The organism is Blastococcus sp. SYSU D01042, assembly GCF_054050515.1.
On sequence record NZ_JBJGZM010000008.1, the window covers coordinates 55,950 to 69,632 of the forward strand.

The following is a 13,683-nucleotide window of genomic DNA, read 5'->3' on the forward strand; positions in this document are numbered from 1 at the left end:
GGGGCGGTGCGCTACCGTCGGGGCAGGTCCACCCACTCCTTTAACGACCCGTCCCGTGAGGCGGGGAAGGAGGCCTGATGGCCAGCTCTGCCGAGCCTGCCCGGAACGCGGCGCCGTCGGTCGGCGACCCGTCGGCAGGACAGCTCCTCTCCGCCGCCGACGTCGCCCGCACGGTCGACCGGATGGCCCACCAGCTCATCGAGCGCGCGGCCGCCGCCGCGGCGCCCGGTGATGAGGCGGCCGGCCTGGACGGTCTCGTCCTCGTCGGGATCCCCACCCGCGGCGCCCCGCTCGCCCGGCGCCTCGCGGCGCGCATCGAGGCGTTCTCGCAGCGGTCGGTGGACGTCGGGACGGTCGACATCACGCTGTACCGCGACGACCTGCGGCGCCAGGGCGTGCGGGCGCTGGAGCCGACGGTGCTGCCCGACCGCGGCATCGACGACCGGCTCGTCGTCCTGGTCGACGACGTCCTCTACTCGGGTCGCTCGGTGCGCGCGGCGCTGGACGCCCTGCGCGACCTCGGCCGGCCGCAGGCGGTGCAGCTCGCGGTCCTGGTCGACCGGGGCCACCGCGAGCTGCCGATCCGCGCGGACCTGGTGGGCAAGAACGTGCCCACCTCGCGCAGCCAGAAGGTGCGGGTGCACCTGGCCGAGACCGACGGCGTGGACGAGGTCCTCGTGACGGACGGGGCGGCGGGGCGGGTGGACGAGCGATGAAGCGGCACCTGCTGGAGGCGGCCGACCTCGACCGGGACGACGCGACGCTGGTGCTCGACACCGCGGCGCAGATCGACCGGGCGCTGGCCGGTCGCGAGGTCAAGAAGCTCCCGACGCTGCGTGGCCGCACGGTGGTGAACCTCTTCTACGAGGACTCCACCCGCACCCGCATCTCCTTCGAGCTGGCCGCCAAGCGGCTCTCCGCCGACGTCATCAACTTCTCGGCGAAGGGCAGCAGCGTCTCCAAGGGCGAGAGCCTTAAGGACACCGCGCTGACCCTGGAGGCCATGGGCGCCGACGCCGTCGTCGTCCGCCACTCGGCGTCCGGGGCGCCGCACCGGCTGGCGCACTGGGTGCGGGGCAGCGTGGTCAACGCCGGCGACGGCACCCACGAGCACCCCACGCAGGCTCTGCTGGACGCCTACACGATCCGGCAGCGGCTGGGCCGGCTCGAGGGGGTGCGGGTGGCGGTCGTCGGCGACGTGCTGCACAGCCGCGTCGCGCGCTCCAACGTCGGGCTGCTGCACACCCTGGGCGCGGAGGTCACGCTGGTGGCGCCGCCCACGCTGCTGCCGGTCGGCGTCGGCAGCTGGCCGGCGGAGGTCTCCTACGACCTGGACGCCGTGCTGCCCAAGGTCGACGTGGTGATGATGCTGCGCGTGCAGGCCGAGCGGATGAACGCCTCGTTCTTCCCGAGCGCCCGCGAGTACAGCCGCCGCTACGGCCTGGACGCCCGCCGGATGGCCGCGCTGCCCGACGACGCGATCGTCATGCACCCCGGCCCGATGAACCGCGGGATGGAGATCGCCGCCGAGGTGGCCGACTCCGTCCGCTCCACGATCGTCGAGCAGGTCGCGAACGGGGTCTCCACCCGCATGGCCGTGCTCTACCTGCTGCTCGGAGGCTCGCCCGCATGACCACGTACCTGATCAGGGGGGCGCGGCCGCTGGGCGGTGACCCCGCCGACATCCTGCTGGTCGACGGCCGGATCGCCGCCATCGGCGAGGAGCTGTCGGCGACCGGCGCCGAGGTCGTCGAGGCGGCCGGGCTCGTCGCGCTGCCCGGCCTGGTCGACCTGCACACCCACCTCCGCGAGCCCGGCCGCGAGGACGCCGAGACCGTCGAGACCGGCAGCCGGGCCGCCGCGCTCGGCGGGTTCACCGCCGTGCACGCGATGGCCAACACCGACCCGGTCGCCGACACCGCCGGCGTCGTCGAGCAGGTCTGGCGGCTGGGCCAGGAGGCCGGGCTGGTCGACGTCGTCCCGGTGGGGGCGGTCACCGTCGGGCTGGCCGGCGAGCGGCTGGCCGAGCTCGGCGCCATGGCCGACTCCGCGGCCCGGGTGCGGGTCTTCTCCGACGACGGGCACTGCGTGTCCGACCCCGCGCTGATGCGCCGCGCGCTGGAGTACGTGAAGGCGTTCGACGGCGTGGTCGCCCAGCACGCGGAGGAGCCGCGGCTCACCGTCGGCGCGCAGATGCACGAGGGCGACCGCTCGGCGAAGCTCGGCCTGACCGGCTGGCCGGCCGCCGCGGAGGAGGCGATCATCGCCCGCGACGTGCTCTTGGCCGAGCACGTCGGGGCGCGGCTGCACGTCTGCCACGTCTCCACGGCCGGCTCGGTGGAGATCCTGCGCTGGGCGAAGTCCCGCGGCGTCCAGGTCACCGCCGAGGTCACCCCGCACCACCTGCTGCTGACCGACGCCTGCGCGGAGTCCTACGACCCGGTGTTCAAGGTCAACCCGCCGCTCCGGACAGAACGTGACGTGGCAGCCGTGCGGGACGGACTGGCCGACGGCACGATCGACGCCGTCGGCACCGACCACGCCCCGCACGCGGTCGAGGACAAGGAGAGCGAGTGGGCGCAGGCCCGGCCCGGCATGCTCGGGCTGGAGCAGGCGCTCTCCGTGGTCATCGAGACCATGGTCGAGCCGGGCCGGCTCGACTGGGCCGGCGTCGCCGACCGCATGTCGGTGCGCCCCGCGCGGATCGGCCGCCTCGCCGAGCAGGGCCGCCCGCTGGCCCCCGGCGAGCCGGCCAACCTGGTGCTGGTCGACCCCGCGAGCCGGTCGACGGTCGACCCGGCGGCCCTGGCCAGCCGCAGCCGCAACAGCCCCTACGCCGGCCGGGAGCTCCCCGGCCGCGTGGTCGCCACCTTCCTGCGCGGAACGGCGACCGTCCTGGACGGAAAGGCAGTGAAGTGACAGAAGCGGTGCTCGTGCTCGAGGACGGGCGCACGTTCCGCGGCGAGGCCTACGGCGCGGCCGGGACGACGGTCGGCGAGGCGGTGTTCGCGACCGGCATGACCGGCTACCAGGAGACCCTCACCGACCCCAGCTACGCCGGTCAGATCGTCACCATGACGGCCCCGCACATCGGCAACACCGGCGTGAACGGGGAGGACGACGAGAGCCGCCGCATGTGGCCGGCCGGGTTCGTCGTGCGCGACCCCGCCCGGCGGACGTCGAACTGGCGCGCGACCGGGACCCTCGACGACGAGCTCGCCGCCCACGGGATCGTCGGCATCAGCGGCATCGACACCCGCGCGCTGACCCGCCACCTGCGCGACCGGGGCGCGATGCGCGCCGGGATCAGCACCGAGCTGGGGGCCGACGAGCTGCTCGCCCGCGTCACCGCCGCGGCGGGCATGACCGGCGCGGACCTGGCGCCGACGGTCAGCACCGGCGAGGCCTACGTCGTCCCCGCGGTGGGGGAGAAGCGCTACACGATCGCCGCGCTGGACCTCGGCATCAAGACCGCCACCCCGCGGCACCTGGCCGAGCTCGGCGTCGAGACCCACGTGCTGCCCTCGACCGCCACCGCCGAGGAGCTGCTCGCCGCCGGCCCGGACGGGGTGTTCCTCTCCAACGGCCCCGGCGACCCGGCCGCCGCCGACTACGCGGTCGAGGCGGTGCGGGGCGTGCTCGACGCCCGACGCCCGCTGTTCGGCATCTGCTTCGGCAACCAGATCCTGGGCCGCGCGCTGGGCTTGGGCACCTACAAGCTGCGGTTCGGCCACCGCGGCCTCAACCAGCCGGTGCTCGACCGGGTCAGCGGCACGGTCCGGGTCACCAGCCACAACCACGGCTTCGCCGTCGACGCGCCGCTCGACCGGCCCACCGACACCCCGTACGGCCCGGTGGAGGTCAGCCACGTCGGCCTCAACGACGACGTGGTCGAGGGCCTGCGGCTGCTGGACACCCCGGCCTTCAGCGTCCAGTTCCACCCCGAGTCGGCCGCCGGTCCGCACGACGCCGCGCCGCTGTTCCAGCGCTTCGTCGACCTCATGGAGGAGAACAAGCGTGCCTAAGCGCACCGATCTCGAGCACGTCCTGGTCATCGGCTCCGGCCCGATCCTCATCGGGCAGGCCGCCGAGTTCGACTACTCCGGCACGCAGGCCTGCCGCGTCCTGCGGTCCGAGGGCCTGCGGGTGAGCCTGGTCAACAGCAACCCGGCGACGATCATGACCGACCCCGACGTCGCCGACGCCACCTACGTGGAGCCGCTGACCCCCGAGTTCGTCGAGAAGGTCATCGCCAAGGAGCGCCCCGACGCGCTGCTGGCCACCCTCGGCGGGCAGACCGCGCTCAACATCGCGATCGGGCTGTACCAGAACGGCGTCCTGGAGAAGTACGGCGTGCAGCTCATCGGCGCCGACGTCGACGCGATCAACCGCGGCGAGGACCGGCAGCTGTTCAAGGACATCGTCCGGTCCATCGGCGCCGACGCCCCCCGGTCGCGGGTCTGCGCCACCGTCGAGGAGGCGATCGAGACCGCCGAGGAGGTCGGCTACCCGGTCGTCATCCGGCCCAGCTTCACCATGGGCGGCCTGGGCTCGGGTTTCGCGACCGACGAGGCGATGCTGCGCCGCATGGCCTCCCACGGGCTGGCCGACTCCCCGGTCCACACCGTCCTCATCGAGGAGTCGGTGCTGGGGTGGAAGGAGTACGAGCTCGAGCTGATGCGCGACCGCAGCGACAACGTCGTCGTCATCTGCTCGATCGAGAACATCGACGCGATGGGCGTGCACACCGGCGACTCGGTCACCGTCGCGCCGGCGATGACCCTGACCGACGTCGAGTACCAGCGGATGCGCGACGTCGGCATCGCCGTGCTGCGCGAGGTCGGCGTGGACACCGGCGGCTGCAACATCCAGTTCGCCGTCAACCCCGCCGACGGCCGGCTGGTCGTCATCGAGATGAACCCGCGGGTCTCCCGGTCCAGCGCGCTCGCGTCCAAGGCCACCGGCTTCCCGATCGCCAAGATCGCCGCGAAGCTGGCCATCGGCTACACGCTGGACGAGATCACCAACGACATCACCGGCGTCACCCCGGCCGCGTTCGAACCGACGCTGGACTACGTCGTCGTGAAGATCCCGCGCTTCGCGTTCGAGAAGTTCCCCGGCGCCGACCCCCGCCTGACGACGACGATGAAGAGCGTCGGCGAGGTCATGTCGATGGGCCGCAACTTCGCCGAGGCGCTGGGCAAGGCGATGCGCTCCACCGAGACCAAGGTGGCCGGCTTCTGGACCGGCGCGGCGGACGAGCGCTCGGCAGACGAGCTGCTGGAGGCGCTGCGGACGCCGGTCGACGGCCGCCTCTACACGGCCGAGGCGGCGCTGGCCGCCGGTGCGACCGTCGAGGAGGTCGCGGCTGCCAGTGGTTTCGACCCGTGGTTCGTCGACCAGATCGCACTGGTCCGCGAGGTGGGGGAGGCGGTGCGCACCGCGGCGTCGCTCACGCCGGAGGTGCTGCGCCGGGCCAAGCGGTACGGCCTGTCCGACCGGCAGATCGCGGCGCTGCGCCCGGAGCTGGCCGGGGAGGACGGCGTCCGCTCGCTGCGCTGGCGGCAGGGCATCCGGCCGGTCTACAAGACCGTCGACACCTGCGCCGGCGAGTTCGCCGCCCGCACGCCGTACCACTACTCGTCCTACGACGAGGAGACCGAGGTCGAGCCGCGCGAGAAGCCGGCGGTGCTGATCCTGGGCTCGGGGCCGAACCGCATCGGGCAGGGCATCGAGTTCGACTACTCCTGCGTGCACGCGGTGATGGCGCTGCAGGACGCCGGCTACGAGGCGGTGATGGTCAACTGCAACCCGGAGACCGTCTCCACCGACTACGACACCGCCGACCGCCTCTACTTCGAGCCGCTGACCTTCGAGGACGTCCTGGAGGTGGTCGAGGCCGAGCGCGCCGCCGGCCCGGTCGCCGGGGTCATCTGCACCCTCGGCGGGCAGACGCCGCTGGCGCTGGCCCAGCGGCTCAAGGACGCCGGCGTCCCGGTGCTGGGCACCTCGCCCGAGGCGATCGACGACGCCGAGGACCGCGGGGCGTTCAGCCGGGTCCTGTCCGACACCGGCCTGCTCGCGCCCAAGCACGCGATGGCCACGACCTTCCCCGAGGCCCGCGACATCGCCGCCGAGATCGGCTACCCGGTGCTGGTCCGGCCCTCCTACGTGCTGGGCGGCCGGGGCATGGAGATCGTCTACGACGACGCCACGCTCGAGGCCTACATCGCCAAGGCGACCGACGTCAGCGTGGACCACCCGGTGCTCGTGGACCGGTTCCTCGAGGACGCCGTCGAGATCGACGTCGACGCGCTCTACGACGGCACCGACCTCTACCTGGGTGGCGTCATGGAGCACATCGAGGAGGCCGGCATCCACTCCGGCGACTCGGCGTGCGCCCTCCCGCCGATCACCCTGGGTACCGCGGACCTGCTGAAGATCCGGGCCGCGACCGAGAAGCTGGCCGCCCGGATCGGCGTCCGCGGGTTGATGAACGTCCAGTACGCCATCAAGGACGACATCCTGTTCGTGATCGAGGCCAACCCCCGAGCCAGCCGCACGGTGCCCTTCGTCTCGAAGGCGACCGCGGTGCAGCTGGCCAAGGCCGCGGCCCGCATCGCCGTCGGGGAGACCATCGCCGAGCTGCGCGCGGCCGGCGTCCTCCCGGCGAGCGGCGACGGCATCGACCTGCCCGACGATGCGCCGATCGCGGTGAAGGAGGCCGTGCTGCCCTTCCACCGGTTCCGCACCGTCGAGGGCCACGGCGTCGACACCGTGCTCTCCCCGGAGATGAAGTCCACCGGCGAGGTCATGGGCCTGGACGCCGAGTTCGGCACCGCGTTCGCCAAGTCGCAGGCGGCCGCCTACGGCACGCTGCCCACCGGCGGCACGGTGTTCGTCTCGCTGGCCAACCGGGACAAGCGCAATGCGATCTTCCCGGTCAAGCGGCTGGCCGACCTCGGCTTCCGGGTGCTGGCGACCGCCGGCACCGCCCAGGTGCTGCGCCGCAACGGCGTGGCCGCGGAGGTCGTCGGCAAGTTCAGCGAGGGCTCGGGCAACGTGGTCGAGGCGATCCTCGCGGGGCACGTCGACATGGTCGTGAACACGCCCTACGGGGCGCCGGGCAACAGCGGCCCGCGGCTGGACGGGTACGAGATCCGCACCGCCGCGGTGGCCGCCGGCATCCCCTGCATCACGACGGTTCAGGGCATGGCGGCCGCGGTCCAGGGCATCGAGGCGCTCCGGCAGGGTGGGATCGGCGTCCGCAGCCTGCAGGAGGTGCACGCGGCCTTGGCGGCGGGGACGCAGGCGTGAGCCCACCGGTCCGCCGGCTGCGGGACGACCTGGTCGCCCGCGGCCTGGTCGAGGAGCTGCCCTCGGCGTTCCTCGCCGGGGTGACCCGCTCCGGGCCGCCGCCGCGACCGGAGCTCGACGCCCTCACCGCCGGCGTCGCCGACCTCGCCGGGCGCCTGGCGTCCGGCGAGGTCGACGAGGCGGACCTGCCGCTGCTGGGCCGGGTCCTGTACTTCGCGCGGCGGTCCGACGTGCTCGCCGACCACGGGCTGCCGACGCCGGCCTACGACGTCCTGGGCGGGTTCCGGGAGAACCTGGCGCGCCCGCTGGGGCCGCGGCTGCCCGAGCGGCCCACCGCGGGCGGCCGGCGCTGGCCGCTGCTCGGGCGGACGGTCGGCTTCCCGATCGGCGTCCCGGCGTGCGTGCTCAACGGCAGCGAGGCGTGGGTGCGGCACAACGTCGCCAACGGCTGGAACGTGCTCACCTACAAGACGGTGCGCAGCCGGGCGCACGCGCCCAACGAGCAGCCCAACTGGGCCTTCGCGGCCCGGGAGACGGCGAGCCTGGCCCCGGGTGCGGACGCCGACGTCGTCGCCGACCCCTGGGACTGGGTGCCGCCCGGCTCGCCGGCGGTGAGCAGCGTCAACTCCTTCGGCGTCCCGTCGCCGGAGCCGGAGGAGTGGACGGCCGACCTCGCGCGCGCCCTGGCCGCCGTCGGGGACGAGCAGCTGCTGCTGGTGAGCGTGATGGGGGAGGGTGACGACCTCGCGGAGGACTTCGCCCGCACCGCGCTGCTGGCGCAGGACGCCGGGGCCACCGTGGTGGAGCTGAACCTGTCCTGCCCCAACACCCTCGACCGCTCGGCGACCGGCGTGAAGCCGCCGTTGTGCCTGGACCCCGACGCCACCGTCGCGGTGGTCGAGCACGTCCGCCGCGCCCTGGACGACCGCACCGGCCTGGTCGCCAAGCTCTCCTGGCTCGACGAGCCGCGCCTGTCCGCGCTCGTGCCGCGGCTGGCGCCGCTGGTCGACGGCATCGCCGGGATCAACACCGTGCAGAGCCGCGTGCGGCGCAGCGACGGCAGCCCCACCTTCCCCGGGCGCGAGCTCGCCGGGCTCTCGGGGATCGCGGTCCGGGAGCCGGCGCTGGACTTCACCCGGCGGCTGGTCGGGCTGCGCGCGTCGGGCGGGGTGCACTTCGACGTCCTGGCGATGGGCGGGGTCACCGATCCGGAGTCCTTCGCGGCGCTGTTCGCCGCCGGCGCCGACTCGGTGCAGTCCGCGGCCGGCGCCTTCGCCGATCCCTTCCTGGCGGCGGCGTGCGTCGCCCGGTTGGGGACCACCCTGCCCCGAGCCGTGGAGGACCCGTGACCGCACCGTTCGGACAGCGCCTCGCCGACGCCGTCGCCGCCCGCGGGCCGCTGTGCGTGGGCATCGACCCGCACGCGCCCCTCCTGGCGGCCTGGGGCCTGCCGGACTCGCCCGAGGGGCTGGCCCGCTTCACCGACGCCGTCGTCGACGCGCTGGCCGGCTCGGTCGCCGTCCTCAAGCCGCAGGCGGCCTTCTACGAGCGGCACGGTTCCCGAGGCCTCGCCGTCCTGGAGGACGGCGTGGCGCGCGCCCGCGCGGCCGGGGCGCTGGTGCTCCTGGACGCCAAGCGCGGCGACATCGGCTCGACGATGGACGCCTACGCCGGCTACCTGACCCCCGGCCACCCCCTCGCGGTCGACGCGATGACGGTGAGCCCCTTCCTGGGGGCGGGGTCGCTGCAGCCGGCCGTCGACACCGCCCGCGAGCACGGCGCCGGCGTCTTCGTGCTGGCCCGCACCTCCAACCCGGATGCCGGATCGCTGCAGCTGGTGGGGGAGCCCTCGGTCGCGCAGCGCGTCGTCGACACCGTCCGCGGCTGGAACGCCGCGACCCCCACGGGCTCCTTCGGCGTCGTCGTGGGCGCGACGCTGCGGGAGCTCGACGTCGACCTGGCGGGCCTGGGCGGGCCGGTGCTCGCGCCCGGGCTGGGCGCGCAGGGCGGCGCGCCCGGGGACCTGCGCCGGCTGTTCGGTCCGGGGACCGTCGTCGTGCCGTCGGTGTCCCGGGACGTGCTCGCCGCGGGTCCGGACGTCGCCGCGCTGCGGGCGGCGGCGGACCGGTGGACGGCGGCGCTCGCGGGCTGAGGCCGTCGGCGTGTCGCCCACCGGCGTGTCGGGCCGCGGCCGGGTCGCGCGGCGGGCGGGCGCGGTTCGGAACGGTACCGTCTGGAACTCCCGTGACCTGCGGTGATGACGGTGGGTGAGCGGCATGGTGAACGGCCTGTGAACGGGCCCGGAGCGAGCCGCGCGCAGACACCTTGACCTGCGGATTTGCCCGGGAGGACGTTGATCGCGAGGCTCGACCCGCACGTCGTCCGACACCACTTGATTCCGTGTACAGACCCCGCCGGCCTCACCGCCGACGACGACACGATTGGGTTGCACCATGCCCCTTCCCGACCTGTCCCCGGAGCAGCGCGCCGCCGCACTCGAGAAGGCCGCCGCCGCCCGCAAGGCGCGCGCCGAGCTGCGCGAGCGGCTCAAGAGCAAGGGCGCCACCGTCGGCGACGTCCTCAAGCAGGGCGAGACCGACGAGGTCATCGGCAAGATGCGCGTCTCGGCGGTCCTCGAGTCCCTCCCCGGCGTCGGCAAGGCCCGGGCTGCGAAGATCATGGAACGCCTGGAGATCTCCCCGACGCGCCGCGTCCGGGGCCTGGGCGCCAACCAGCGCCGTGCGCTGGAGACGGAGTTCGCCAGCGAGAAGGTCGACTGACGCCCGTCCCCGCAGCACGCACGACCCGGACGGGGACGACGAGTGGCAGCGAAGGCACCGGCACGGCTCACCGTGCTCTCCGGACCCTCGGGGGTCGGCAAGGGCACCGTGGTCGCCGAGGTCCGGCGGAGGCACCCCGACGTGTGGGTGTCGGTGTCCGCGACCACCCGCCGTCCCCGGCCCGGTGAGGTCGACGGCGTCCACTACCACTTCGTGGACGGCGCCGAGTTCGACCGGCTGATCGCCACCGACGGGCTGCTGGAGTGGGCCGAGTACGCGGGCAACCGCTACGGCACCCCGGTGGCCCCCGTGCGCGAGCAGCTGGCCGCCGGCGCCCCCGCGCTGCTGGAGATCGAGCTGCAGGGCGCACGGCAGGTGCGGGCCCGCGCCCCCGAGGCGCAGCTGGTGTTCCTGGCGCCGCCGTCGTGGGCCGAGCTGGTCAGCCGGCTGGCCGGCCGCGGCTCGGAGCCGGCCGCCGTGCAGGAGGCCCGGCTGGCGATCGCGCAGGCCGAGCTGGACGCCGCCGGGGAGTTCGACGCGGTGGTCGTCAACGACGACGTCGCCCGGGCCGCCGACGAGTTGGTAGGCTTGCTGACTGCGCCCTCGCCCGGACTCGTACCGGGGGAGTAGCGCCCCCGCCATCGAATGAGGAGCACGCCCGCCCGTGTCCGGAGTCGCACCCGCCCCCGAGGGCATCACCAACCCGCCGATCGACGAGCTGCTCGAGCGCACCAGCAGCAAGTACGGCCTGGTCATCTTCGCCGCCAAGCGCGCGCGCCAGATCAACGCCTACTACAGCCAGCTCTCCGAGGGCCTGCTGGAGTACGTGGGCCCGCTGGTCGACACCGCTCCGCAGGAGAAGCCGCTGTCGATCGCGCTCCGCGAGATCAACGAGGGTCTGCTGACCCACACCGCCGGCGAGAACTGACCCGGCCACCCCAGAAGTGATGACGACGCCCCCGGCTCCGGCCGGGGGCGTCGTCGCGTCTGCGGCAGGATGAGCGCATGAGCAGGATCGTGCTGGGCGTGAGCGGCGGCGTGGCCGCGTACAAGGCGGCGCTGCTGCTGCGCGCGTTCACCGAGGCCGGGCACGACGTGCGGGTCGTCCCCACGCCGAGCGCGCTGCACTTCGTCGGCGCCGCGACCTTCGAGGCGCTGTCGGGCAACCCGGTGACGACGGACGTGTGGTCCGACGTCGACGAGGTGGCGCACGTCCGCATCGGCCAGGAGGCCGACCTGGTCGTCGTCGCCCCGGCGACCGCCGACCTGCTCGCCCGCGCCGCCGCCGGCCGGGCCGACGACCTGCTCACCGCCACGTTGCTCACCGCGCACTGCCCGGTGGTCTTCGTGCCGGCGATGCACACGGAGATGTGGCTGCACCCGGCCACGCAGGACAACGTCGCCACCCTGCGCCGCCGCGGCGCGGTCGTGCTGCCGCCGGCCGTCGGCCGGCTCACCGGACCGGACTCCGGCCCCGGCCGGCTGCCCGAGCCCGCGGACATCGCCGCGCTGGCCGCCGTCGTGCTGGAGTCCGGCGCCGGCGCGCTCGCGCAGGACCTCGCCGGCCGCCGCGTGGTCATCAGCGCCGGCGGCACCCGCGAGCCGCTGGACCCGGTGCGCTACCTGGGCAACCGGTCGTCGGGCAAGCAGGGCTGGGCGCTGGCCCGGGTCGCCGCGGCCCGGGGGGCGGAGGTCGTGCTGGTCGCCGCCAACGTCGAGCTGCCGGTCCCGTTCGGCGTCCGGGTGGTGCCGGTGGGCACGGCCGAGGAGCTGCGGACGGCGATGCACGAGCAGGCCGAGGGCGCCGACGTCGTGGTCATGAGCGCCGCGGTCGCGGACTTCCGGCCCGCCACGGTGGCCGGCGCGAAGATGAAGAAGGACTCGGCGGGGGAGCCGGACTCGGTGCCGCTGGTCCGCAACGCCGACGTCCTCGCCGAGCTGGTCGCGAAGCGGTCGCCCGGGCAGCTGGTGATCGGGTTCGCGGCCGAGACCGGCGACGCCGACGCCGACGTGCTCACCCACGCCCGCGCCAAGCTCGCCCGCAAGGGCTGCGACCTGCTGGTGGTCAACGACGTCTCCGGGGGGCAGGTGTTCGGCCGGGCCGACAACGCCGTCGTCGTCCTCGCCGCGGACGGGAGCGCGACCGAGATCGCGCTCGGCCCCAAGGACGCCATCGCCGCCGGCATCTGGACCGCGGTGGCTGCGCGGCTGTCCCCCGCGCGGGGGTAGTCCTCCTCCCGGTCCCCGGGCACTGCCCGTCCGCGGGGCCCGGCCGGGTAACGTGCGCACCGAGTCGTGCCAGCGGGCGGCTCGCCGTCTCGTGACCAGCGACCCAGGAGTACCGACATGCCACGCCGCCTCTTCACGTCCGAGTCGGTCACCGAGGGGCACCCGGACAAGATCGCCGACCAGATCAGCGACTCGATCCTCGATGCCATGCTCGCGCAGGACCCGAAGAGCCGGGTCGCCGTCGAGACGATGATCACGACCGGCCAGGTGCACATCGCCGGTGAGGTCACCACCGCCGGCTACGTCGACATCGCCGCCATCGTGCGCGAGACGGTGCTGCGCATCGGCTACGACTCCTCCCGCAAGGGCTTCGACGGCGCCTCCTGCGGCGTCAGCGTGTCGATCGGCGCCCAGTCGCCCGACATCGCCCAGGGCGTCGACACCGCCTACGAGGCGCGCACCGGCTCGGCCGAGGACGAGTTGGAGCGCCAGGGCGCCGGCGACCAGGGCCTGATGTTCGGCTACGCCACCGACGAGACCCCCGAGCTCATGCCGCTGCCGATCGCGCTGGCCCACCGCCTGTCGCGCCGGCTGTCCGCCGTGCGCAAGGACGGCTCGGTGCCCTACCTGCGCCCCGACGGCAAGACCCAGGTCACCGTCGTCTACGAGGACGACCGCCCGGTCGCCGTGGACACCGTGGTCGTCTCCTCGCAGCACGCCGAGGACATCTCGATCGACCAGCTGCTCGCGCCCGACATCAAGGAGCTCGTCGTCGAGCCCGAGCTGGCCGCCCTCGGCCTGCCCACCGACGGCTACCGGCTGCTGGTGAACCCGACCGGCAAGTTCGTCATCGGCGGCCCCATGGGCGACGCCGGGCTGACCGGCCGCAAGATCATCGTCGACACCTACGGCGGCATGGCCCGCCACGGCGGCGGTGCCTTCTCGGGCAAGGACCCGTCGAAGGTGGACCGCTCCGCGGCCTACGCCATGCGGTGGGTGGCGAAGAACGTCGTCGCCGCCGGCCTGGCCAAGCGCTGCGAGGTGCAGGTCGCCTACGCGATCGGCGCCGCGCACCCGGTCGGCCTGTTCGTCGAGACCTTCGGCACCGGCACCGTGGCCGACGACGTGCTGGAGAAGGCGATCACCTCGGTGTTCGACCTGCGCCCGGGCGCCATCGTGCGCGACCTGGACCTGCTGCGACCGATCTACGCGCCGACCGCCGCGTACGGCCACTTCGGCCGCACCGACGTCGACCTGCCGTGGGAGCGCCTCGACCGCGTCGACGCCCTGCGCGCGGCCGTGGGCCAGTAGCAGCTGGACGCACCCGTTCCACCCGACGACCCGGGTCGCCCGCGCA

Annotated in this window: 12 protein-coding genes; all 12 read left to right on the forward strand. The window is 74.2% G+C overall.

What is annotated here, in order from left to right; genetic code table 11:
- Positions 1–77 precede the first annotated feature (77 nt).
- The 12 genes from pyrR to metK all read left to right on the forward strand — a co-directional run bounded on the left by pyrR (position 78) and on the right by metK (position 13,637).
- The gene (gene pyrR / locus ACI79H_RS15160) at positions 78–716 is read left to right on the forward strand and encodes a bifunctional pyr operon transcriptional regulator/uracil phosphoribosyltransferase PyrR (protein ID WP_456555234.1); all 639 of its coding nucleotides are present in this window, start codon (positions 78–80) and stop codon (positions 714–716) included.
- Positions 713–1,633 carry an aspartate carbamoyltransferase catalytic subunit gene (locus ACI79H_RS15165; RefSeq protein ID WP_456555235.1) on the forward strand — a complete coding sequence of 307 codons (921 nt, stop codon included), beginning with the start codon at positions 713–715 and terminating at the stop codon, positions 1,631–1,633. The genes pyrR and ACI79H_RS15165 overlap by 4 nt, the downstream gene beginning before the upstream one ends.
- Positions 1,630–2,919 (forward strand): dihydroorotase, encoded by a 1,290-nt coding sequence (locus ACI79H_RS15170; protein ID WP_456555236.1) that lies wholly within the window; start codon positions 1,630–1,632, stop codon positions 2,917–2,919. Before ACI79H_RS15165 ends, ACI79H_RS15170 begins: the two co-directional genes overlap by 4 nt.
- Positions 2,916–4,025 carry a glutamine-hydrolyzing carbamoyl-phosphate synthase small subunit gene (gene carA / locus ACI79H_RS15175; RefSeq protein ID WP_456555237.1) on the forward strand — a complete coding sequence of 370 codons (1,110 nt, stop codon included), beginning with the start codon at positions 2,916–2,918 and terminating at the stop codon, positions 4,023–4,025. Before ACI79H_RS15170 ends, carA begins: the two co-directional genes overlap by 4 nt.
- Positions 4,018–7,317 (forward strand): carbamoyl-phosphate synthase large subunit, encoded by a 3,300-nt coding sequence (gene carB, locus ACI79H_RS15180; protein ID WP_456555238.1) that lies wholly within the window; start codon positions 4,018–4,020, stop codon positions 7,315–7,317. Before carA ends, carB begins: the two co-directional genes overlap by 8 nt.
- Positions 7,314–8,666 (forward strand): dihydroorotate oxidase, encoded by a 1,353-nt coding sequence (locus ACI79H_RS15185; RefSeq protein ID WP_456555239.1) that lies wholly within the window; start codon positions 7,314–7,316, stop codon positions 8,664–8,666. The genes carB and ACI79H_RS15185 overlap by 4 nt, the downstream gene beginning before the upstream one ends.
- Positions 8,663–9,469: an orotidine-5'-phosphate decarboxylase gene (pyrF, locus tag ACI79H_RS15190; RefSeq protein ID WP_456555240.1), complete on the forward strand. Its 807-nt coding sequence runs from the start codon at positions 8,663–8,665 to the stop codon at positions 9,467–9,469. Before ACI79H_RS15185 ends, pyrF begins: the two co-directional genes overlap by 4 nt.
- A gap of 301 nt (positions 9,470–9,770) precedes the next feature.
- Positions 9,771–10,097, forward strand: coding sequence for an integration host factor, actinobacterial type (gene mihF / locus ACI79H_RS15195; protein ID WP_456555241.1), 327 nt, complete (start codon positions 9,771–9,773; stop codon positions 10,095–10,097).
- A gap of 42 nt (positions 10,098–10,139) precedes the next feature.
- A complete protein-coding gene (gene gmk / locus ACI79H_RS15200) occupies positions 10,140–10,727 on the forward strand; it encodes a guanylate kinase (protein ID WP_456555242.1) in 588 nt (195 codons plus the stop codon).
- Positions 10,728–10,761: 34 nt separating this feature from the next.
- Positions 10,762–11,025, forward strand: coding sequence for a DNA-directed RNA polymerase subunit omega (gene rpoZ, locus ACI79H_RS15205; RefSeq protein WP_012949163.1), 264 nt, complete (start codon positions 10,762–10,764; stop codon positions 11,023–11,025).
- Positions 11,026–11,102: 77 nt separating this feature from the next.
- Positions 11,103–12,326, forward strand: a complete 1,224-nt coding sequence (coaBC, locus tag ACI79H_RS15210) for a bifunctional phosphopantothenoylcysteine decarboxylase/phosphopantothenate--cysteine ligase CoaBC (protein WP_456555243.1) — start codon at positions 11,103–11,105, stop codon at positions 12,324–12,326.
- Between the two features lie 117 nt (positions 12,327–12,443).
- On the forward strand, positions 12,444–13,637 hold the full coding sequence (gene metK / locus ACI79H_RS15215) for a methionine adenosyltransferase (RefSeq protein ID WP_456555244.1): 1,194 nt from the start codon (positions 12,444–12,446) through the stop codon (positions 13,635–13,637).
- The last annotated feature ends 46 nt before the right edge of the window (positions 13,638–13,683 follow it).

Excerpts from the sequence above, each read along its gene's own strand:
- pyrR (WP_456555234.1), top strand. The coding sequence starts at position 78 with ATGGCCAGCTCTGCCGAGCCTGCCCGGAACGCGGCGCCGTCGGTCGGC.
- ACI79H_RS15165 (WP_456555235.1), top strand. The coding sequence starts at position 713 with ATGAAGCGGCACCTGCTGGAGGCGGCCGACCTCGACCGGGACGACGCG.
- ACI79H_RS15170 (WP_456555236.1), top strand. The coding sequence starts at position 1,630 with ATGACCACGTACCTGATCAGGGGGGCGCGGCCGCTGGGCGGTGACCCC.
- mihF (WP_456555241.1), top strand. The coding sequence starts at position 9,771 with ATGCCCCTTCCCGACCTGTCCCCGGAGCAGCGCGCCGCCGCACTCGAG.
- coaBC (WP_456555243.1), top strand. The coding sequence starts at position 11,103 with ATGAGCAGGATCGTGCTGGGCGTGAGCGGCGGCGTGGCCGCGTACAAG.
- metK (WP_456555244.1), top strand. The coding sequence starts at position 12,444 with ATGCCACGCCGCCTCTTCACGTCCGAGTCGGTCACCGAGGGGCACCCG.